A 19,649-nucleotide genomic window follows, 5' to 3' on the forward strand; every position below is an offset into this window, starting at 1 on the left:
GATCATGAACGACACTAGTCGGAGGGAAGAACCAGCGTGCCTAGCGAATACGCGAAGACACTGGGTGGCAAGTTGCGTGCCATCCGCCAGCAGCAAGGACTGTCGCTGCACGGCGTGGAAGAGAAGTCCAAGGGTCGCTGGAAGGCGGTCGTCGTCGGCTCGTACGAGCGTGGCGATCGAGCCGTCACCGTCCAGAAGCTCGCAGAGCTCGCCGATTTCTACGGCGTGCCGATCCGTGAACTGCTGCCCGGTTCCGCCAGCGCGGCCGCCGCGGCTGCCGCTCCTCCCCGGTTGATCCTCGACCTGGAGGCTCTGCAACACCTCGACGCGAGTGAGGCCGGTCCGCTGACGCGGTACGCGGCCACGATCCAGGCTCAGCGTGGGGACTACAACGGCAAGGTGCTGTCGATCCGGCAGGACGATATGCGCACCCTGGCCGTGATCTACGACGAGTCGCCGACGACTCTGACCGAGCGCTTCATCTCCTGGGGTGTGCTGAACCCGGAGGCCAAGGGCGACGTCGGGGAGTCCGAGGCAGCCGGCGCCTGATCGAAGAAGGCAGCAGAGACGGTCGGGGCTCGTAGCAGCTGGCCCGCGGCCGCCCGCCTTCCACCCAGCGCCGAAGTCCAACGCAGTACGACGAACAGAGCACTACGACGCACGACATGCGCCAGGTATCACCTCACCTGACGCGCCAGGCCGGGTCCGTTCTCCCGCGCCGACACCACCGGGGACGCAGAACCGGCCCGGGACCGTACCGAGACGGTCACCGGGCCTGATCACCAGGATCGTCCTGCTGAGCATCCCGAGAGGGCTCGCCCCCTCGTCCCCGTCCCTAGAACGGACTCAGACCCTCCGGAGTGGGCTCAGACTCCCAGCGTGGGCTTGAGCTGCAGCAGTCTGGCCAGCAGCCCGTTCACGAACGCCGGCGACTCGTCGGTGGACAGATCCCGCGCCAGCGCGACCGCCTCGCTCACCGCGACCACGTCCGGCACCTGGTCGTCGAACAGCAGCTCGTAGCTTCCGATCCGCAGGATGTTGCGATCCACGGCCGGCATCCGGTCCAGGGACCAGCCGACCGAGTGGGTCTCCAGCAACTCGTCGATCACGTCGATGTGCTTCGCGACACCTTCGACCAGCGCCACGGTGAACTCGTTCACCGGCGGGTCGTTGTCGGCCACCCGGTCGGCCAGGGTGCCGCCCACCGGCAGGCCCCTGACCTCCGACTCGAACAGCACGTCCAGTGCGCGCTTGCGGGCCTTGCTACGGGCAGACATGTTCTGTTGTCAGCTCTCCGTGTCAGCTCTTGGCGATCAGGAGGTGACGCGACCGAGGTAGTCACCCGTACGGGTGTCGACCTTGACCTTCTCACCCGTGGTCAGGAACAGCGGCACCTGAATGGTGTAGCCGGTTTCCAGCTTGGCCGGCTTGGTGCCACCGGTGGAGCGGTCGCCCTGCAGGCCGGGCTCGGTGTACTCCACCACGAGCTCGACCGAGGCCGGGAGCTCGACGTACAGCGGCAGGTCGTCGTGCACCGCGACGATGGCGTCCTGGTTCTCCAGCAGGAAGTGGGCGGCGTCGCCGACCACGTCGGGCTGGATCTGCAGCTGGTCGTAGGTGGACTTGTCCATGAACACGTACGACGTGCCGTCGTTGTAGAGATAGGTCATGTCGCGCTTGTCGACGGTTGCGACCTCGACCTTGACGTCCGCGTTGAAGGTCTTGTCGACCACCTTGCCGGAGAGCACGTTCTTCAGCTTGGTCCGGACGACCGCGCCGCCCTTGCCGGGCTTGTGGTGCTGGAACCAGACGACGGACCACAGCTGCCCGTCCAGGTCGAGCACCATGCCGTTCTTGAGGTCGTTCGTCGTTGCCACGCGGATATGCCCTTCGAAATTGATCAGCGGTAACACCGGATTGTAGCGGTCACCTGCCCTTTCCTCCGATTCCGCGGCTCCCGGCCCTGCGGGGGCTTAGGCTGGCAGTCCCGGAGGGCGAGCGTGACGACGGAGGTTGCCGATGCTGGAGTTCGCGATCTTCATCATCGTCCTGATCGTGGCGAGTGTGGCCGGCAAGCTGAAACAGCAGGGGTCCGGGACCGGCAAGCACCCGAATGCTCGCGTGCAGAAGCTGATCGAGCAGGCCCAGGGGCAGTACGTCGGCCAGCCGGTCCAGATCCAGGGGCAGTTCACCCAGCCCGCGCCCAACCAGTACGCCACTCCCCCGCCGAACCAGCCGCCCGCGCAGTACCAGCCGGCCACGCAGTACCAACCGCCCGCGCAGTGGCTGCCGTCGTACGGGCCACCCCAGGGTCACCGCCCGCCGCAGCACAACCTGCCGACCCCGAGGCAGGAGACCGACAAGCGGGTGCGGGAGTTGATGAAGTCCGGCAACGAGGTCGGCGCGATCCGGTTGCTGTGCGACGAGCAGGACATGGGCATCCTCGAGGCGCAGGAGTACGCCCGCGGCCTGGTCGCTCCGGCCGGTTCCACACCGCCTCGGTCAAAGAGGCCGTCCAAGCCGGCCGCCGTACCGGCGCCGGAGCCGGAGCAGGAGGAGGCCCGGTACGTCGGCTCGGCCGCCTTCGCCGAGTCGATCTTCGACCTCGACCGCGAGGAGCACACCTGGGCCAGCGGCTGGGTCGACACCGCCGAGCCCGAAGATCGCTCCGACATCGACGAGCTCTGGCAAACAGTCCGCAACCCACCGCGTCCGGGGACTACCCAGTCCAGTTGACGCCCGGGCGTCGTGTCAGTCCCTTTTGTCACCGAGGGACTCGAGCAGTGTCCGCAACGTGTCCGCGAGCCGCTCCTGCTCCTCCGCCGACAGCCCCGCCAGCAACCGGTTCTCGGTCTCGAGATGGGTCGGCAGTACGTCGTCGATGAGCCGCAGACCCTCCTCGGTCAGGGTCACCTGGACTCCGCGACCGTCGGTCTCGCTGGGCGCCCGTTTGACCAGGCCGCGTGCCTCCAGCCGGTCCAGCCGCTGGGTGATCGCGCCGGACGTCACCATCGACGACCGCATCAGGCCGGCCGGGGTCAGGCTGTGCTCGGCGTTGCTCCGGCGCAGCGTCGCCAGTACGTCGAACGACGCGGAGTCGAGGTCGTGGCGCGCGAAGTTGCGGCGCAACTCGGTGTCGACCAGCAGGGCCAGCCGCTTCAGCCGCCCGAGCACCGCCATCGGCGAGGCATCCAGGTCCGGCCGCTGCTCACCCCATTGCTCGAGCACCAGGTCGACGTGATCAGCCATGCTGCCCAGCCTAATCCAGATTGCTTAGCGGTGAGGGATTGAAGATTGCTTAGTGCTGAGATACTTTATCTTAGTGCTAAGCAATCGACTCTCCCTCATCCTGGTCACTGCGATCACGCCGCTGCTGTGGGGCACCACCTACCTGGTCACCACCGAACTACTCCCACCCGGCCGACCCCTGCTGGCCGCGGTGATCCGCGCGCTCCCGGCCGGGCTGCTGCTCATCGCGATCACCCGGACGCTGCCGCGCGGAAGTTGGTGGTGGCGTTCGCTTGTCCTCGGCACGCTCAACATCGGCGCGTTCTTCGCGCTGCTGTTCATCGGTGCGTACCGGCTGCCTGGTGGTGTCGCCGCGACAGTCGGCGCGATCCAGCCGCTGCTGGTCGCCGTACTGTCGACCGGTCTGCTGCGTGAGCGGCTGTCGACGCGGACGGTCCTGGCGGCGATTGCCGGGGTGTTCGGGGTCAGCCTGCTCGTGCTGCGGGCCGATGCGCGGCTCGACACAGTCGGCGTCGTTGCCGCGCTGGGTGGAGCCGTAGTGATGGCCTTCGGCGTCGTACTGAGCAAGCGATGGACGTCGCCCGCCCCTCTGCTCGCCACCACCGGTTGGCAGCTCGTCGCCGGCGGCCTGGTCCTGCTGCCCGTCGCCTACCTCGTCGAGGGCGCACCGCCGGCAGCGTTGACCGCTGCAAACCTGGCCGGTTACGCGTACCTGACCATCATCGGCTCAGCGCTGGCCTACGCCTTGTGGTTCCGCGGCCTGCGCGGCCTCTCCCCCACCGACGTCACCTTCCTCGGTCTGCTCAGCCCGGTGATGGCCACCCTCCTCGGCTGGCTGGTCCTCGACCAGCGCCTGACCACCGCCCAGGTGGTTGGCGGCCTCATCGTCCTCGCTGCCCTCATCACCGCCCAACTCAAGCGAAAGGTCATCACGTGCGCATCCTCGTCTTCGGAGCCTCCGGTGCTGTTGGCAGCCGCGTCGTCCGGGAAGCAGTTGCCCGCGGCCACCAGGTGACCGGCGTCAGCCGCGCACCGGCGTCCAGCGACCTCCGGCGTGGTGACGCCGGCGATCCGGACGACGTCGCCGTACTGAGCCGGGACCACGACGTCGTCATCAGCGCGACGCGGCCGCGGCCCGGTCACGAGGACGAACTCGTCCAGGCGGCCAAGGGATTGCTCATCGGCCTGAGATCCAGCGGCGTACGACTCATCCTGGTCGGCGGCGCGGGCAGCCTGATGGTCCCCGGCACCGGCCTGACCGTGGTGGAGTCGCCGGACTTCCCACCCGATTGGCGCCCGATCGCCCACGCCTGCAACGAGCAACTCGACCTTGTCCGCGCTGCCACCGACGTGAGCTGGACCTACGTCAGTCCACCCGCTCTCCTTGAACCGGGCACTCGTACCGGCGACTACCGGCTGGGCACTGACCGCCTCGTGACTGCAGCAGACGGTACGTCGTCCATCTCGATGGAGGACTTCGCGGTCGCGCTCGTCGACGAGGCCGAGCAGGCACGTCACGTCGGCACCCGATTCACCGTGGGTTACTGAGGCACCTCGCGGGAAGCGAGCCGGGTTTGCGTTGCGCTAGATCAGGCCCTCGCGGAGGGCGTAGGCGACGGCGTGGGAGCGGTTCCTCAGTTGCAGGCGGCTGGTCACGTCGTGCAGGACGTTCTTGACCGTGCGCTCCGAGTAGGACAGCTCCCGGGCGATCTCCTGAGTGTCCTTGCCGTCGGCCACCAACTGCAGGACCTGCGTCTCGCGGTCGGACAGCCCGGTGTGGGACAGCCCGCGCGGTGCCAGCACGTGCCGCTGCACCCGCGACACCTGGCCGAGCAACCGACCCAGCAGATCTGGCGGCAGGCTGGCGTCACCCGCAGCGGCGGACTTGAGCAAGTGCACGATCCGGTCGGCCGTCGCCTCGGTACGCCGAAGCACCCCGGACACCCCCAGCTCGACCGCGGCCATCAACGCGTCGTCGTCGATCGTGCTGCCGATCAGCACGGCCCGGCGACAGCCGCGTTGCGTTGCCGACCGGAGCACCTGGACCGCTGCCGAGTCGAGCGAGTCGACGGCGATCAACGCGATCACTGGCGGCGCGGTGTGCTGATCGGTCGACTGGCCCTGTCGCGCCGCCAGGTCGGCGTCGGTGAGCAGCGCGATCTCCGGCCGCTGCCTCAGCGCGTGCACCAACCCGACCTGCGACAGCGGGTCGAGGGACTTCACCCAGACAGGAATACGTTGCTGCGTCGGCATACTTGTCACTCCCCCAGAGCGTTGATGAACGGAACGGTCCGAATCCGTAGTCACACGAGCCCCCAAATCGTCGATTCCGATCGTGCACCCGACCCTTCAGCCAGGCTTAAGACCGGTGACGGCCGGATCACGACCCAACGCCAAGCGTGATGCATCGGCGTTCACCGCGATCCCGGGGCCGCATGCGGCCCGGTCGGCCTGCCCTCACCTGCTAGATGCCCGAAAGGGCAGATTGGTTATCAGTCCGCCAGCGAGCTGATCGCGCGCAGGGCCAGCCGGTAGGAGTCGACGCCGAAACCGGCGATGGTGCCGGTGGCCACGCCGGCCACGACGCTGGTGTGCCGGAACTCCTCGCGGGTGGCGGGGTTGGTGAGGTGGATCTCGATCAGCGGCGCGGTCCGCTGGGCGCAGGCGTCGCGCAGGGAGTACGAGTAGTGCGTGAAGGCGGCCGGGTTGAGCACCACCGGCAGCTTGCCGTCGGCCGCCTCGTGCAGCCAGCCCACCAGCTCGGCCTCGTCATCGGTCTGCCGGACCTCGACCTCCAGCCCGAGCTCGGCCCCGGTCTTCTCGCACTCCGCGACCAGGTCGGCGAACGTCGTCGTACCGTACTTCTCCGGCTCCCGCGACCCCAGTCGCCCAAGATTCGGCCCGTTCAGCACCAGCACCCGTCGCCCAGTCACACCCCCACCCTAGTAGAGCGGATCGCGCACCAGGACCAGTTTCGTCGTACGAGCGGTGTACGCGAGTGGCGCGTCCTCCCAGTCGGCGGTCAGCGTCGCCACCAGGACCGGGAGACGCCCCGGGATCGGGTGGATGGCGGTCAGCTCCGATTCCCGGCCCCGGGAGAGGTGAGGGCCGGGAATCGGAGCTGGTCGGGGGTTAGGACCAAGGGGCGCCGGGGCCGCCCATTCGGGTGGCGTAGGGGGTGCCTCGGGTGAGGTCGCCTCGGCGGATTGGCTTGTCGGTGAAGGCTGAGGCGTAGATGGCGGCGGCGAGTTCGATGGTGTTGCGGGCTTCGGCGAGCGGGACGGGTGCGGGTTCGCCGGCTGCCAGGGCGTCCAGGACTGCCGTCAGTTGCGCGGTGTGGCCGCTGGGGACCTCGGGGAGGTTGGTGGACCAGGCTGAGGCGATGGCATCGGAGCCCGGGGCGGGCGTGATCGTCCAGTCGGAGTTCTGGTAGCCGTAGAGGTGTTCGAGTTCGACCGTCGCGTGCTCGTAGTCGAAGCGGAGCTGGGAGGTCTCTCGCGGCGAGACCAGCGAGTTGACGATCGACGCGACCGCGCCGTTCTCGAAGGTGACCAGCGCCATCGACACGTCCTCGGTCTTGGTCGGCCGCGCCTGCCGAGCGGCGATCGCGGTGACCTTCTCCCACGGGCCGAGGATCGACAGCAGCAGGTCGAACTGGTGGATCCCGTGCCCCATCGTCGGCCCGCCGCCCTCGACCTCGAAGGTCCCGCGCCACGGCATCGCGAAGTACTCGTCGTCCCGGTACCACGTCGTGTTGCACAAGGCAACCAACGGCCGGCCGAGCACCCCGTCCGCGGCAAGCTCGCGCAGCCGCACCGCCCCGGATCCGAACCGATGCTGGAAGACACACACCACCTGCGCGGACGAGGCCTGCTCCGCGTCGAGCAGCGCGTCGAGCTCGTCCAGCGACAACGTCGGCGGCTTCTCCACCAGTACGTCGACATTCGCCGCCAGGCACTCCGCGGCCAACGGCACGTGCGAGCCCGGCGGCGTACACAGAAGGACGAGGTCGACGTCACCGGCCGCGAGTAGCTCGGTCAGGCTCGGGTACACGGCGGGAATGTCCCACTTGGTCGCGAACGTGTTCGCCCGGTCGACGTCGACGTCGACCGCACCGACGAGCTCGGCCCGGTCGGGCAGGGCCTTCACCGCCCCGGCATGGGCGTTGGCGATACCGCCGGTGCCGACGATCGCGATCCGGTACGTGCTGTCAGACATACGAGCCCTTTCAGGAGGCTGAGTCGATCTCTTGCTGGAGTTCCGCGATGAAGCCGGCGGCTGCCTTGTCGGCCGGTTGCCGGCCGAACAGTACGTCCTCGGAGTGCCGGCGCAGCGAGTCGTCGATCGCGTTGCCGCCGTTGGGTGTCACCCGCGGCGGGTCGGAGACCTTGATCGCGGCGAGGTAGTCGGCGGCGGCCTTGTCGGTGGAGGCGAGCTTCGGTGCGATCGCCGTCCGGACCGACGTGTTCGCCGGCACGCCCCGGTCGGTGAGCAGGATGTCACCGGCCTCCTGGCTGTTCGCCAGGAAGTCCACGAACAGCGCGGCTTCGGCCGGGTGCTTGCTGCGGGACGAGATCGACCAGAACATCGACGGCTTGTAGTACGCGGCGGGCTTCGCCCCGGTCGACTCCCCCGGCAGCTTGAGCAGCTTGAGGTTCTGCCCACTCGCCTTGGTCAGCGAGGTGAGCTGGGTGTTCCACCAGAACCCGAGCGCCGCCGTGTTGGTCGCCGTCGCCGACTGGTCGAGGGTCGCGGTCGCCTGCTCGATGATCAGACCGGGCTTCGGCGTGACGCCTTCCTTCGACAGCCTCGCACCCTGGCTGAAGTAGTCGGCGACGATCTCCGGCTTGATCACCACCTTGCCGGCCTCGTCGTACAGCGAGTTCCCCTGCTGGCGCGCCTGGATGATGAGGCCGCCGGCGTCCATTCCGTACGACTGCAGACCCGAGATCTTGCCACCGCTCGCCGCCGAGATCCTCGCGCCGAGCGCCCACAGGTCGTCCCAGGTCCACGTGCTGTCGTCCGGGAGCGGTACGCCGTACTTCGCGAACAGGTCCGTGTTGGCCACGAGTGAGTACGACGCGAGCCCGACCGGCACCGCGTACTGCTTCTCGTCGATCACCCCGGTGGACAGCGCCTTCGGGTCGATGCCGTCCAGCTTCAGGTGCTCGCCCTGAGTCTTCAGGTCGAGCAGTGCGCCGCGGTCGGCGTACGACGCCAGATACAGCTCGTCCATCTGGATCACGTCGGGGGCGTCGTTCGCTGCGACCGTGGTGGCGAGGCTGTCCCAGTAGCCGTTCCAGTCCTTGAACTCACCTTTGACGGTGATGTTCGGGTGCTTCTTGTGGAACAGGTCCATCACTTGCTGGGTCCGCTGGTGCCGGGCATCCGAACCCCACCAGGTGAACCGCAGCGTGACCGGCTCGTCGGACAGATCGGTCGAGCCGGACGACCCGCTCGAGCAGGCCGACACCGCCATCACGGCTGCCAGCGCCACCGCCCATAACCGTCGCATCAGGCAATTCCCTTCAGATGCCGTACGAGATGCGTACATCGTCGACGTACGCACTGCCATAGTTGGAACTGTTGGCGTAGAACGCGATACCCGCCACAGCAGGCATGGCGGTGCGGAACCGCTGGTCGTGGCTGATCCGGGCGCCGTCGATGAACAGGTCGAACCGCTCGTTCACCGTGTCCACGACCAGCCGTACGTCGTACCACCGGCCGAGCTCGTACGTCCCGACGGTGCGGGAGGTCGAGCCTTCGTACGCGACGATGTTTCCCTTGTCGAAGGCCAGGCTGACCGCCGCGGCGCCGCTCGAGTTGTAGAGGTAGGGCAGGCCGAACCAGTTGCTGCCCGACACGTACGGCTGATCCCGCATCACCCGCGCCTCGATAGTCACCAGGCCGCGGAGCGGAGTCCCAAATACCTGCGAGACACCGGTCCCGGCGGCTCCTCCCGTGTTCGCCGAGCGCGCGAGTCGCACGCTCCGGTCCGTTGTCGACGGAACCTCGGCGACGTCGACCGCGTTGCCGACGGCACTCACCGTCCATCCATCAGTACCGTCGGGCAGCGCACCAGGGGGCAGACTGTCGAAGTCATGCTCCTGCAACTCGTCGCGCACCGGATCCGCCAGCAGGAACGCACCGGCGTCGGCGGTGGCAGCGGGCAGGACCGAGAGGCCGGAACGTTCCACCGTGTGCCGTCCGTCGAGTTTCGCCACCACGGTGTAGCCGTCGCCCATCGAGACATCCGGCACCAGGAAGCCACCGTCCGCACCCGACTGCGTCGACCCGACGACCTCGCCGCCCGCCAGCACGGTGACAAGAGCACCCGGCAATGCCCCGGCTCGTTGATCGAGCACCCGTCCGGCGATCGACCCATCGGTGTCTTGCAGCCCAATGGTCAGATCCTGCCGAGTGGTGTCCCCACGGCGTACGGCGACGGTCGCAGTGGCGGCGTCATAGCCGTCCTTGCTGGCCGTCACGCTGGCAGCCGTACCGAACGGCAGGCCTGCGATCCGGTAGAAGCCACCCGTTCCGGTCGAGGCACGATAGGTCCGATGTGGTGTCTCCAGCACGACGGTCGCGCCCTCCACCGCATGCCCGAACTGGTCTCGGACAAAACCGTTGACCGACTCCCAGGTCTGTCCCGCCGGCGTCCGGTACTCGAAGGCGCCGAGCTCGGGCAGGCCGCGATAGACCGCCGTCCCGGCGTAGTCGCGGCCACCGTTGTCCGCGATCGCGGCACCGGTACCGACGGCGACTGATCCCGAGGTCGGCAGCAGCGCTAAGGCCCGATCCAGCCGCGGACCGCTCGCCTCGGTGCCGTACGGGCCGGTCAGCGTTGCCTGGAACAACGGGTCTCCCAGCACCGGACGACGGTCGGATGCCGGTACGACGAGGGGCGCGCCGGCGTACAGGTTGTTGTCGTAGGTGATCGTCGGACTCGTGGTCAGCGAGGCGTTGGCACGGGTGGAGTACAGGATGTTGTTCCGGATGTCGTACGTCGCGTTCAGCGAACTGCCGTAGCCGTAGATCAGGTGATCACTGCGATCGCTGTAGATCGTGTTGTTGTAGATCTTCGCTGTCGCCGCGCGGTCGGAGTGCAGGTAGATCTGGTAGCGCGAATTCCCGGCGATCGTGTTGTAGCGGACGACCGTGTCACCGAAGGAGAACTGGCAGATCAGGATCCCGTCACCGTTGTGGTGGACGAAGTTGTACTGCACCAGGATCCGCGTGGTCGCCTTGTCCGGGTCGATCGCGTTGGAGTCCGCGCCGCCGGCCTTCTGCTGCGTCTCGTACACCTCGTTGTGCTGGATGACCACGTCGTCGGCGTAGTACGCCTCGATCCCCGACGTACCGGCGCGGTAGACCACGTTGCCCTCGACCAGGCCGCCGCGGACGTCGGTCAGGTACATCCCGTTGCAGGCATAGTCGTTGCCGTCCTGCTGGACGAAGTTGTTGCGGATGACAACGTTCGTGTGCGGGGTGAAGCGCGGGTCGGTGGCGTTCGCGCGCTCGCCCCAGCCGGTCTTCACCGCACCCTCGGACGAGCCGGTGTGCTGCTTGACGACGATGCCGGCGAAGGACGTGCGCTTCACCGATGAGTTCTGGACCAGGATGTCGTTGAGGACGGTCGGCGTACCGGGGGCGGCGATGTCGGCGACGGTGCCGCGGAAGACGATGCCGCCGGTGTTCTTCGAGCGGTCCCAGCCGGTCTGGAAGGTGACACCGGGCCTGTTGCCGGCCGGGTCGCCGCCGATCCAGTTCACCTCGCCGGTGACGTCATGTACGTCGACACCGTCGATGACGAAGTGGCTGAGCGTGCCACCGGCGTCGCCGGCCACCTCGATACCGCGCAGGTCGCGCAGGTTGGTGCCGGGTTCGCCGGTGAGCGGCTTGGCGTTGGTGACCTCGAGGTTGCGGATCTCCCAGTCGTGCTGGTTGAACAGGCGGACCGTCTCGGCCACCTCACCGCCGCCGTGGATCGCGGGCTTCGAGCCGAAACCGTATTTGTCGATGACGATCGGCCGCCGGGTCGCGCCGGAGCCCTTCGGCCAGAGTTGACCGCCCCAGCTCTGGCCGGCCCGGAGCAGGATCCGGTCGCCGGGCTCGAAGGTGGTCGCGTTGACCTTCTGCAGGGTGCGCCAGGCGCGGGCGGGCGAGGTGCCCTTCGCGTCGTCGGAACCGTGGACGGCGTCGACGTAGTACTCGGTCCCGCCGCTGGACTCCGTCGCGGCGGCGCTGGACGGCAGCAGTCCTACCCCGAGCAACACCACGCCCAGCAGGACGCGCCCCAGCCTTCTGCCCATCGGAAAGCCCTTTCCAAGATGTCTCACAGCATCTTGGAGTGGTTTCCACCGATGAACAAGAGCGAGTCCGACAGGTGACCGCTTCCGGTCAACCCCGTGCGGGAGGCGCGGCGTTCAACCCGGTCATGGGGCCTCCCGCCCTGGACTGAGGAGCGCAGGGAGCGAAGCGACTGGAGCGACGAGGGAAGGGCGGGAGCCAAAGCCCCATGACCCGCCGCGCGGCAGCGCGGCATTCAACACCGTCAGCTGATCTCTGCGTACGCCGCGACCAGCAGGCTCGGGTCCGGTGCCTCGAAGATGGCCGGCTTGGCCAGGCCGTCCAGGACGACGAACCGGAGGCGGTCGGCCCGGGTCTTCTTGTCCAGCTTCATCGCGTCCTGCAGGTGCGGCCAGGCGTCGGCGCGGTACGTCACCGGCAGCCCGAGGGACTCCAGTACGGCGCGATGCCGGTCGGCGGTCGCGTCGTCGAGGCGACCGGCCGCGCGGGCCAGTTCAGCGACGAACACCATGCCGATGCTGATCGCCGCGCCGTGCCGCCACTTGTACCGCTCGACCCGCTCGATCGCGTGGCCGAGCGTGTGGCCGTAGTTCAGCGCTTCCCGGCCGATCGGTCCGCCGGCCGTGGTGGTCCGCTCCCGCAGGTCCGCGCCGACCGTGTCCGCCTTCACCTGAATCGCGCGGGCGATCAGTTCCTCGGTGGCGTCGTACGCCGGGCTCGAGGCGCCGGCCGGATCCTTCTCCACCAGGTCGAGGATCACCGGGTCCGCGATGAAGCCACACTTCACCACCTCGGCGAGACCGCTGACGTAGTCGTTGCGCGGCAGCGTCTCCAGCGCGGCGAGGTCACACAGCACCCCGGCCGGCTCCCAGAACGCGCCGACCAGGTTCTTCCCCTCGGCCGTGTTGATACCGGTCTTGCCACCGACCGCCGCGTCGACCATGCCGAGCAGGGTGGTCGGGATGTGCACGACCTTCACGCCACGCAGCCAGGTCGCGGCGACGAAGCCGGCCAGGTCGGTCGTCGTACCGCCGCCGACGCTGACGATCGCGTCGGAGCGGGTGAACCCGGCCTGCCCGAGCACCGACCAGCAGTACGCGAGCACCTCCGCGGACTTGGCGTCCTCGGCGTCCGGGATCTCGATCGCATGCGCGGTGAAGCCGCTGCCGGTGAGGTCGTCGCGGATCGCGTCACCGCTGGTCCGCAGCGCGCGCGGGTGGATGACGGCGACGCGCTGGACGCCGGCCCCGAGCAGCCCGGGCAGCTCACCGAGCAGGTTGTTGCCGATCACAACGTCGTACGGCGCCGCCGCGGCGACCCGGATCCGGGTGGGTTCAACGGTCACGGGCCCTCCCGGCCTGGACTGAGGAGCGTAGGGAACCGGGAGCCGATGGCCCGGCCAAAAACCCAGTCAACCGAGGTGCTCCAGGATCTCGGCGGCGATCTCGTCCGGCGTGCGGTTGTCGGTCTGCACGGTCAGCTTGGCGACCTCGACGTACAGCGGACGACGCGCCTCCATCAGGTTGCGCAACTGGGTGCGGACATTGCCCAGCAGCAGCGGGCGGGCGACCCCGAGGCCTACCCGCTTGACCGCCTCGCCGAGGCTGACGTCCAGGAAGACGACGTTGTGGCCGGCCAGGTCCGCCCGGGTGTCCGGATCGAGGATCGCGCCGCCGCCGAGCGACAGCACGTCGTCGCCCTGGAGCGCGGCGACGATCGCGGCCCGCTCCAGCGCGCGGAAGTGCGGCTCGCCGTGGTCGACGAAGATGTCCGGGATCGGCTGGCCGGCGGACGCCTCGATGTCGCTGTCGGTGTCGCGGTGCCGCGCGCCGAGGCGCTCGGCCAGCAGTGCCGCGACGGTCGACTTGCCCGATCCCGGTGGCCCTACCAGAACGACGACCGGGCTCACTGGTCCGCCCACTCCCGCGGCGTGATGGTCGACGGCAGGCTGGCCAGGTACGCCTTGTGGTTGCGCGAGGTCTCCGCGACCGAGTCGCCGCCGAACTTCTCCAGCGCGACGTCGGCCAGCACCAGCGCCACCATCGCCTCGGCCACGATGCCCGCGGCCGGTACGGCGCACACGTCCGAGCGCTGGTGATGCGCCGACGCGGCCTCGCCGGTGGTGGTGTCGATCGTGCGCAGCGCCCGTGGCACGGTCGCGATCGGCTTCATCGCGGCCCGCACCCGCAGCGTCTCGCCCGTGCTCATCCCACCCTCGGTGCCACCGGAGCGACCGCCGGTCCGCCGGATGACGCCGTCCTGGGCGACGATCTCGTCATGGGCCTTCGACCCGGGGGTCCGGGCCAGCTCGAACCCGTCGCCGAGCTCGACACCCTTGATCGCCTGGATCCCCATCAGCGCGCCGGCCAGCTTCGAGTCGAGCCGCCGGTCCCAGTGCACGTAGCTGCCGAGGCCTGGCGGGAGCCCGTCCACGACCACCTCGACCACGCCGCCGAGGGTGTCACCGGCCTTCTGCGCGGCGTCGATCTCGGCCACCATCGCCTTGCTCGCGTCCGCGTCCAGGCAGCGGACCGGGTCCGCGTCCAGCTTCGCGACGTCGTCGTACGACGGGATCACGCCGTACGGCGCCTTGACCGTGCCGAGCTCGACGACATGGCTGACGATGGTCACGCCGTACGCCTGGTTGAGGAAGCGGGCGGCGACCTCGCCGAGCGCGACCCGGGCGGCGGTCTCGCGGGCGCTGGCCCGCTCGAGCACCGGGCGGGCCTCGTCGAAACCGTACTTCTGCATGCCGGCCAGGTCCGCATGGCCGGGGCGCGGGCGGGTCAGCGGCGCGTTCCGGGCCAGGTCGGCCAGCGTCGCCGGGTCGACCGGGTCAGCGGACATCACCTGCTCCCACTTCGGCCACTCGGTGTTGCCCACCTGGATCGCGACCGGGCTGCCCAGTGAGAGCCCGTGCCGGAAGCCGCCGACGAACGTCACCTCGTCCCGCTCGAACTTCATCCGGGCGCCGCGGCCGTACCCCAGCCGACGACGAGCCAAGGCGTCGGCCACGTCATCCGTGGTGACCTGGACGCCTGCGGGAAGACCTTCGAGTACGGCGACGAGCGCTTGTCCGTGCGACTCGCCGGCGGTGAGCCAGCGCAGCATGGCCCCGATTCTTCCACGCGCCCCCCACCACCCCGACCCCGGTCTCACCAGCAGCCCGGTGGCTACTGGCGTGGCAGGCAGGCCTGGGCGGTGTCGGGCGAGAGGGCGTCCCGGAAGGACAGGACGACGTCGAACGTCTTGCCGAGGGCTGACTCCGTGCAGCCAGTCGACTCCCGCGCCGCCTGGCCACCGGCGATCGCGGCGCCCGCTAGAGCCACACAGGAGAGTGCCGCCACGGCTACGCGGCCGGCGGTACGGCGGAATGCGGTGGTCATCAGGTCGCTCCTTTCGGTCTCTCAACGACCGTAGAAGCTGATGGCCGAGCGGGAACTGGCCCCGGAACCCGTCTTGGAGGTAGCGCTGACACCACCATGGATAGGGTTTCGCCATGACTCGGGCTGCGGAGGAGACGTGGCGGGCGCGGATTCGCGGCTGCCTGCTGGGTGGAGCGATCGGCGACGCACTGGGCGGCCCGGTCGAGTTCGAGAGCGGGCGGTCGATCGTTGCCGCGCACCCCGATCGGCTGCGGACCTTCGTCTCCGGTTCGGCCGGCTGGCCGCCAGGGACGATCACCGACGACACCCAGATGACGCTGTTCACTGTCGAGGGTCTGATCCGCGCGGGCGTGCGGACCGATCGCGGGATCGGGTTCACAGTGGCCGTCGTACACCACGCCTACGACCGCTGGCTGGACACACAGGAGCTCCGGGCGCCCAGCGGTGAACGCGACGGCTGGTTGCAGGCCGAGCCATGGCTGTACGCGCGACGTGCGCCGGGCAACACGTGTCTCAGCGCATTGCGGGCAGCACGCAAGGGCAGCGCCCGGATCGAGCAGTTCGGTGGGCAGGCCGTGAACGACTCCAAGGGCTGCGGCGGCGTGATGCGGGTGGCGCCGTTCGGGCTGCTGCCGGCGAAGTGGTTCGACCGGGATTGGGTGTTCGACACGGCGGCCGAGGCCGCCGGCTACACGCACGGCCACCCGACCGGCAAGCTGGCCTCGGGCGCCCTGGCCGTGATCATCCGGGAGATCTGCGGCGGCGCCGACCTGAACACGGCCCTGGACACCACCGCCGCGATGCTCGCCGAACGGCCGGACCATCAGGAGACCAGTACGGCGCTCGCGGCCGCACGCCACCTCGCGGCCACCGCGCCCGGGCACGGGCCGGCGACCGTTGAGCAACTGGGTGGCGGCTGGGTCGCCGAGGAAGCGCTGGCCATCGCCGTCTACGCGGCCCTCGCCTACCCCGAGCCCGAGCAGTTCCTCGACGCTCTGGCCCTCGCCGTCACGCACTCCGGCGACAGCGACTCCACCGGCGCCATCTGCGGGAACATCCTGGGCGCCCTCCACGGTGAGACGGCCCTGCCCGCAGAGCTCGTCTTCACCGTCGAGGGCCGTCCGGTCATCCTTCAACTGGCCGACGACTTCGCCCTGGAGTTCACCACTCCCACCCGCCTCCACGGCGATTACGGCCCCCACACCGCCTGGTCCACCCGCTACCCAGGCTGGTGACTTTCACCGAGGCTGGATCGCCAGTTTGTGGTGGAAGATGTTGCGGGGATCCCACTTCGCCTTGATTCGCTGGAGGCGGGGGTAGTTGCCGAGGTAGTAGAGGTCGTGCCACGGCACCCCGGACTTGTTGTACGCCGGATCGGCCAAGTCAACATCGGGGTAGTTGATGTATGACCCCGCATTGATCGCGTTGGGGACCGGCGCCCCACCGGTGTCCTTGTAGATGTCGGCGTACAGCTTGCGCAGCCAGGCCAGGTGCTTGGCGTCCTCCGCCGGGTCGGTCCAGCCGGCGGCCATCACCATCTTGCACATCACGTCGCGCTGCGCCGTGGCGGTCGCGTCGGACGGGACCGTGTTCACCTTGCCGCCGTACGGGACGAACAGAACCGAGGACTGCGGTCCGTTGTACGACGTGTCGGTCAGGCCCCGGTAGAGCGTCACCAGTTGCGCGTCGGTGTACCCCTTCCTCAGGTAGCCGGCCTTGTACTTGCCCCGGCCCGGCGTCGGCGTCTCGGCGATCGACCGCTCCATCGTGGTGTGCAGGAAAGGCCCCTCGCCGACCTCGATCACCTGCGGCTTCGGGTCCAGGCCTTCGACCATCGCCGCGTTGAACGCCTTCATCAACGCGGCCGCGTTCGGCGCCGCGGCGTCCAGCTGCGTCGAGAGCAGGAAGCTCCCGGCCGACGAATGGGTCAGGATCAGCGGGCTGTAGAGCGTCGCGTACGGCGACTCGGCGGTGTTGTTGCGTTCGTAGAAGTCGAAGAAGTTCCGCAGCGCGCGGACGAACTCGGGTTGCCCGATCGTCTTCCAGTCGTACACGATCAGGCTGGACAGCAACGCAGCCGGTGCCTTGGGCAACAGTTCGGACGGCTCCCGGCCGGTCGCGTCCGCACTCCGCATCAGGTAGCGGGTGACCACCCCGAAGTTCCCGCCGCCGCCACCGGTGTGCGCCCACCACAGATCCTGGTAGGCGTTGTCGCGCGTCGCCACCACCGACCGGGCCCGGCCGCGTGCGTCGACGACCACGACCTCCACGCCGTACAGGTGATCCACGACAGATCCGTACTTCCGCGACAGCGGCCCGTACCCACCGCCGCTGAAGTGACCGCCGACCCCGACACCGAGGCAGCCACCGCCGGGCACGGTCACGCCCCAGCCGTAGAACAACTCCTTGTAGACCGTCTCCAGCGTGGCGCCCGCGCCGATCGAGAAGGCCCGGTAGCGGGTGTCGAAGGAGACCTCGTTGTACGTCGACATGTCCAGCAGCACCTCGGTGTCGCTGCTGTCCACGAAGTCCTCGAAGCAGTGACCTCCGCCGCGGACCGCGATCCGCTTGCCGGTCCGAACGGCTTCCTGCACAGCCTGTACGGCGTCCTCGGTCGACGTGATCACGCGGGCGTACTCGGGCTTGGCGACGAAGCGCCGGTTCTGCCCACGGCGCACCAGGTCCTGGTACCGCGCGTCGTCCGGCCGGATCTTCTCGCCGGTGACCAACTTGGTCGTGGCGGCTGACGCCGTACCGGGAACGGCGAGTCCGGCTGCTGCGATCCCGGTCCCGGCCAACAGACCTCGACGGCTGACTGGCATGTCGTTCCTCCCCAGATTCGATGTGCCTCGACCCTAGGCAGCGACGCCGGTGACTCGCGTCCGTCGTCAGGCTGAACGACCACGTCCCCTATCCGACGTACAACTTCGCAAGCGGTCCACCGAGCAGTACGCCGCCGAGCGCGCCGATCAGCATGAACGGCCCGAACGGGACCATCTGCTTGCGCGTCATCACCTTCGCCACGATCAACCCGATCCCGACGACCGCACCGAGGAAGAAACCGCCGTACAGACCGGTGATGAACTCACCCCAGCCCAGCCAGCCGAGCGCGAGCCCGAGCAGCCCCGACAGCCGGACGTCGCCGAACCCCACACCCCGCGGGAACACGAACCACAGCACGTAGAACACCGCGAACCCGATCACGCCCGCAAGGACCGCGCGACGGAACGATCCCCACTCCCCCGACACCACAGCCGCACCGAGCAGAGCCAGCCCGACCAGCACGTACGACGGCCAGATGATCGCCGAGGGCAAGTATCGCGTCCGCGCGTCGATATACCCGAGGACAGCGCCGACCACGACCAGCAAGAGCCAGGCCACCAGCACCGGACTTGTCCCGAGCGCCCACCCGAGCAGGCCCCCGGACACCGCCGCGAGGAGACCACACCAGTACGCCGCCCGCCGGCCGGCCAGGTCGGCGTACGGGATCTTGGTCTCGTCCTCCTCCAGCGACGGCTCGGGGATGCGCCGCATCAGCCATGGCCCCAGCAGGTACGCCGCGGGTCCACAGCAGGCCACCCCGGCCCCTGCGGCGAGCAACGCGTTGTCAGCCGGCACGATCCAGGAGCCTAGACGATTTCGCCCGCCGCTACGCGCGACCTGTGGACGACCGGCGGACCAGGATTCGCGCGACGACCGCGGCGCCGACTCCCAGCAGCAGGACGCCGCCGGCCAGTACGCCGATCGTGCTCCAGAAGCCGTCGTTGCGGGTCACGTACTCGATCCGCTGATACTCCTCGTCGGTCGCGGCCCGTTCGAAGGTGAAGTCGTCGGTGATCCGGCTCGGCTCCCGGTAGGTGACCGAGTACGCCGTCAGGTAATCGGCCGGCGCGGTCAGCGCGTCGTCCCGGACGCGTCCGGCGTACAGCAGCTCCGGCTCGAGGTCGGCGACCGGAAGCTTGGTCGCGTCGACCCGGTGCGCGGCGGCGACGTACACGGTGACCGTCTGCTCGGTGGTCGCGCCCTTGCTGAGGCGCATCGGGTAGACGATCCGGTCCGAGGCGAACGTCAACCGCAGCGGCGGCGTCGCTCCGCTCATGCTCTCGCCGGGCTGCTTCGGCGCGAGTTTCACCGCGACGATCTCCCACTTCTCGGTCAGGTACGGCGTCAGGTTCTCCGCGAGCGTGGGCGGTACGACGTACCCGTTGGTGCGCAGCCAATCGGTCACCGCGGTCCCGCTCGTCCCTTCGAGCCGCGCGACCGAGAACGGTCCGAGCAGCATCTGCTGCCGCACGTTCACACCGGCCCCGGGCTTGGATGCGCCGGCCGAGTCGCGGCCGCTGCCCATCACGCCGAGATCCCGGAACGGCCAGTAGGTCTTGCGGACGACGACCTTCGGCCGGGTCATCCGCGCCAGCCGGTTGAACAGCCCGGTCTCGCCGAGCTCGACCGTGGCCGCGGCGGGCACCGGCATGATCCAGGCCGCCTTCTTCGACGAGCCGTTGATCGCCATCGACAACGTGATCTGCTCGGTGCCGTCGTCGTACCGCACCAGCGCGTTCTCGCCGTACGCCCGGGCCCGCGACCCCGTATCCGGCAGATAGCCGCCGCACGCGCACGCCCAGGCGGGCGTCACCCCTGCCGCGACGAACCCCAGCGCCAGCACCCCTGCGACGACCCGCCAAAACCTCATGGCGGGAG

Annotated in this window: 20 protein-coding genes; 5 read left to right on the plus strand and 15 right to left on the minus strand. The window is 69.0% G+C overall.

All coding sequences use genetic code 11. The annotated features are described in order from the left end of the window. The first annotated feature begins 36 nt into the window (after positions 1 to 36). On the plus strand, positions 37 to 549 hold the full coding sequence (locus AB0F43_RS23035) for a transcriptional regulator (RefSeq protein WP_360480249.1): 513 nt from the start codon (positions 37 to 39) through the stop codon (positions 547 to 549). Between the two features lie 317 nt (positions 550 to 866). On the opposite strand, the gene nusB is transcribed toward AB0F43_RS23035, so the two are convergent. Together nusB and efp are read right to left on the minus strand one after the other, a co-directional pair. Next, positions 867 to 1,277 (minus strand): transcription antitermination factor NusB, encoded by a 411-nt coding sequence (nusB, locus tag AB0F43_RS23040; RefSeq protein ID WP_360480252.1) that lies wholly within the window; start codon positions 1,275 to 1,277, stop codon positions 867 to 869. A gap of 36 nt (positions 1,278 to 1,313) precedes the next feature. Then, positions 1,314 to 1,877: an elongation factor P gene (efp, locus tag AB0F43_RS23045; protein ID WP_360480254.1), complete on the minus strand. Its 564-nt coding sequence runs from the start codon at positions 1,875 to 1,877 to the stop codon at positions 1,314 to 1,316. 142 nt (positions 1,878 to 2,019) lie between these two features. On the opposite strand from efp, the gene AB0F43_RS23050 reads away from it, so the two are divergent. After that, on the plus strand, positions 2,020 to 2,736 hold the full coding sequence (locus AB0F43_RS23050) for a hypothetical protein (protein ID WP_360480257.1): 717 nt from the start codon (positions 2,020 to 2,022) through the stop codon (positions 2,734 to 2,736). A 15-nt stretch (positions 2,737 to 2,751) separates the two neighbouring features. Here the strand turns inward: AB0F43_RS23050 and AB0F43_RS23055 are convergent, their stop codons facing one another. Further along, positions 2,752 to 3,249 carry a MarR family transcriptional regulator gene (locus AB0F43_RS23055; protein ID WP_360480259.1) on the minus strand — a complete coding sequence of 166 codons (498 nt, stop codon included), beginning with the start codon at positions 3,247 to 3,249 and terminating at the stop codon, positions 2,752 to 2,754. A 73-nt stretch (positions 3,250 to 3,322) separates the two neighbouring features. Here AB0F43_RS23055 and AB0F43_RS23060 point away from each other — a divergent pair, with 73 nt between their 5' ends. Continuing rightward, entirely contained in the window at positions 3,323 to 4,264 is a 942-nt protein-coding gene (locus AB0F43_RS23060; protein WP_360480262.1) for an EamA family transporter, read from the plus strand. Further along, a complete protein-coding gene (locus AB0F43_RS23065) occupies positions 4,183 to 4,797 on the plus strand; it encodes an NAD(P)H-binding protein (RefSeq protein ID WP_360480265.1) in 615 nt (204 codons plus the stop codon). The genes AB0F43_RS23060 and AB0F43_RS23065 overlap by 82 nt, the downstream gene beginning before the upstream one ends. A 36-nt stretch (positions 4,798 to 4,833) precedes the next feature. Here AB0F43_RS23065 and AB0F43_RS23070 read toward each other — a convergent pair whose 3' ends face one another. The 9 genes from AB0F43_RS23070 to AB0F43_RS23110 all read right to left on the minus strand — a co-directional run bounded on the left by AB0F43_RS23070 (position 4,834) and on the right by AB0F43_RS23110 (position 14,948). Continuing rightward, positions 4,834 to 5,502 (minus strand): response regulator transcription factor, encoded by a 669-nt coding sequence (locus AB0F43_RS23070; protein WP_360480268.1) that lies wholly within the window; start codon positions 5,500 to 5,502, stop codon positions 4,834 to 4,836. Positions 5,503 to 5,741: 239 nt separating this feature from the next. Further along, complete coding sequence (aroQ, locus tag AB0F43_RS23075) at positions 5,742 to 6,182, minus strand: type II 3-dehydroquinate dehydratase (protein ID WP_360480271.1); 441 nt, start codon at positions 6,180 to 6,182, stop codon at positions 5,742 to 5,744. Positions 6,183 to 6,381: 199 nt separating this feature from the next. Continuing rightward, on the minus strand, positions 6,382 to 7,467 hold the full coding sequence (locus AB0F43_RS23080; RefSeq protein ID WP_360480274.1) for a Gfo/Idh/MocA family oxidoreductase: 1,086 nt from the start codon (positions 7,465 to 7,467) through the stop codon (positions 6,382 to 6,384). 10 nt (positions 7,468 to 7,477) lie between these two features. After that, on the minus strand, positions 7,478 to 8,764 hold the full coding sequence (locus AB0F43_RS23085) for an extracellular solute-binding protein (protein ID WP_360480277.1): 1,287 nt from the start codon (positions 8,762 to 8,764) through the stop codon (positions 7,478 to 7,480). 13 nt (positions 8,765 to 8,777) lie between these two features. After that, positions 8,778 to 11,564 carry a carboxypeptidase regulatory-like domain-containing protein gene (locus AB0F43_RS23090; RefSeq protein ID WP_360480280.1) on the minus strand — a complete coding sequence of 929 codons (2,787 nt, stop codon included), beginning with the start codon at positions 11,562 to 11,564 and terminating at the stop codon, positions 8,778 to 8,780. A gap of 242 nt (positions 11,565 to 11,806) precedes the next feature. After that, positions 11,807 to 12,907: a 3-dehydroquinate synthase gene (gene aroB, locus AB0F43_RS23095; RefSeq protein ID WP_360480283.1), complete on the minus strand. Its 1,101-nt coding sequence runs from the start codon at positions 12,905 to 12,907 to the stop codon at positions 11,807 to 11,809. A gap of 66 nt (positions 12,908 to 12,973) precedes the next feature. Continuing rightward, the gene (locus tag AB0F43_RS23100) at positions 12,974 to 13,471 is read right to left on the minus strand and encodes a shikimate kinase (RefSeq protein WP_360480286.1); all 498 of its coding nucleotides are present in this window, start codon (positions 13,469 to 13,471) and stop codon (positions 12,974 to 12,976) included. Continuing rightward, positions 13,468 to 14,673: a chorismate synthase gene (aroC, locus tag AB0F43_RS23105; protein ID WP_360480289.1), complete on the minus strand. Its 1,206-nt coding sequence runs from the start codon at positions 14,671 to 14,673 to the stop codon at positions 13,468 to 13,470. The genes AB0F43_RS23100 and aroC overlap by 4 nt, the downstream gene beginning before the upstream one ends. Positions 14,674 to 14,735: 62 nt before the next feature. Then, entirely contained in the window at positions 14,736 to 14,948 is a 213-nt protein-coding gene (locus AB0F43_RS23110) for a hypothetical protein (protein WP_360480292.1), read from the minus strand. A 113-nt stretch (positions 14,949 to 15,061) separates the two neighbouring features. Here AB0F43_RS23110 and AB0F43_RS23115 point away from each other — a divergent pair, with 113 nt between their 5' ends. Further along, positions 15,062 to 16,183 (plus strand): ADP-ribosylglycohydrolase family protein, encoded by a 1,122-nt coding sequence (locus tag AB0F43_RS23115; RefSeq protein WP_360480295.1) that lies wholly within the window; start codon positions 15,062 to 15,064, stop codon positions 16,181 to 16,183. Between the two features lie 3 nt (positions 16,184 to 16,186). On the opposite strand, the gene AB0F43_RS23120 is transcribed toward AB0F43_RS23115, so the two are convergent. From AB0F43_RS23120 to AB0F43_RS23130, 3 genes are all read right to left on the minus strand, one after another. Continuing rightward, complete coding sequence (locus tag AB0F43_RS23120; protein WP_360480298.1) at positions 16,187 to 17,770, minus strand: FAD-binding protein; 1,584 nt, start codon at positions 17,768 to 17,770, stop codon at positions 16,187 to 16,189. 88 nt (positions 17,771 to 17,858) lie between these two features. After that, entirely contained in the window at positions 17,859 to 18,566 is a 708-nt protein-coding gene (locus tag AB0F43_RS23125; protein WP_360480301.1) for an A24 family peptidase, read from the minus strand. A 31-nt stretch (positions 18,567 to 18,597) separates the two neighbouring features. Beyond that, positions 18,598 to 19,641: a DUF2330 domain-containing protein gene (locus AB0F43_RS23130; RefSeq protein WP_360480304.1), complete on the minus strand. Its 1,044-nt coding sequence runs from the start codon at positions 19,639 to 19,641 to the stop codon at positions 18,598 to 18,600. Between the last annotated feature and the right edge of the window lie 8 nt (positions 19,642 to 19,649).

The sequence above is a fragment of the Kribbella sp. NPDC023972 genome (assembly GCF_040639075.1).
GTDB lineage: Bacteria > Actinomycetota > Actinomycetes > Propionibacteriales > Kribbellaceae > Kribbella.

Bases quoted from the DNA above. Each gene is read 5' to 3' on its own strand.
- nusB (WP_360480252.1), bottom strand. From the start codon at position 1,277: ATGTCTGCCCGTAGCAAGGCCCGCAAGCGCGCACTGGACGTGCTGTTC.
- AB0F43_RS23050 (WP_360480257.1), top strand. From the start codon at position 2,020: ATGCTGGAGTTCGCGATCTTCATCATCGTCCTGATCGTGGCGAGTGTG.
- AB0F43_RS23055 (WP_360480259.1), bottom strand. From the start codon at position 3,249: ATGGCTGATCACGTCGACCTGGTGCTCGAGCAATGGGGTGAGCAGCGG.
- AB0F43_RS23070 (WP_360480268.1), bottom strand. From the start codon at position 5,502: ATGCCGACGCAGCAACGTATTCCTGTCTGGGTGAAGTCCCTCGACCCG.
- AB0F43_RS23080 (WP_360480274.1), bottom strand. From the start codon at position 7,467: ATGTCTGACAGCACGTACCGGATCGCGATCGTCGGCACCGGCGGTATC.
- AB0F43_RS23085 (WP_360480277.1), bottom strand. From the start codon at position 8,764: ATGCGACGGTTATGGGCGGTGGCGCTGGCAGCCGTGATGGCGGTGTCG.
- AB0F43_RS23090 (WP_360480280.1), bottom strand. From the start codon at position 11,564: ATGGGCAGAAGGCTGGGGCGCGTCCTGCTGGGCGTGGTGTTGCTCGGG.
- aroC (WP_360480289.1), bottom strand. From the start codon at position 14,673: ATGCTGCGCTGGCTCACCGCCGGCGAGTCGCACGGACAAGCGCTCGTC.
- AB0F43_RS23110 (WP_360480292.1), bottom strand. From the start codon at position 14,948: ATGACCACCGCATTCCGCCGTACCGCCGGCCGCGTAGCCGTGGCGGCA.
- AB0F43_RS23115 (WP_360480295.1), top strand. From the start codon at position 15,062: ATGACTCGGGCTGCGGAGGAGACGTGGCGGGCGCGGATTCGCGGCTGC.
- AB0F43_RS23120 (WP_360480298.1), bottom strand. From the start codon at position 17,770: ATGCCAGTCAGCCGTCGAGGTCTGTTGGCCGGGACCGGGATCGCAGCA.
- AB0F43_RS23130 (WP_360480304.1), bottom strand. From the start codon at position 19,641: ATGAGGTTTTGGCGGGTCGTCGCAGGGGTGCTGGCGCTGGGGTTCGTC.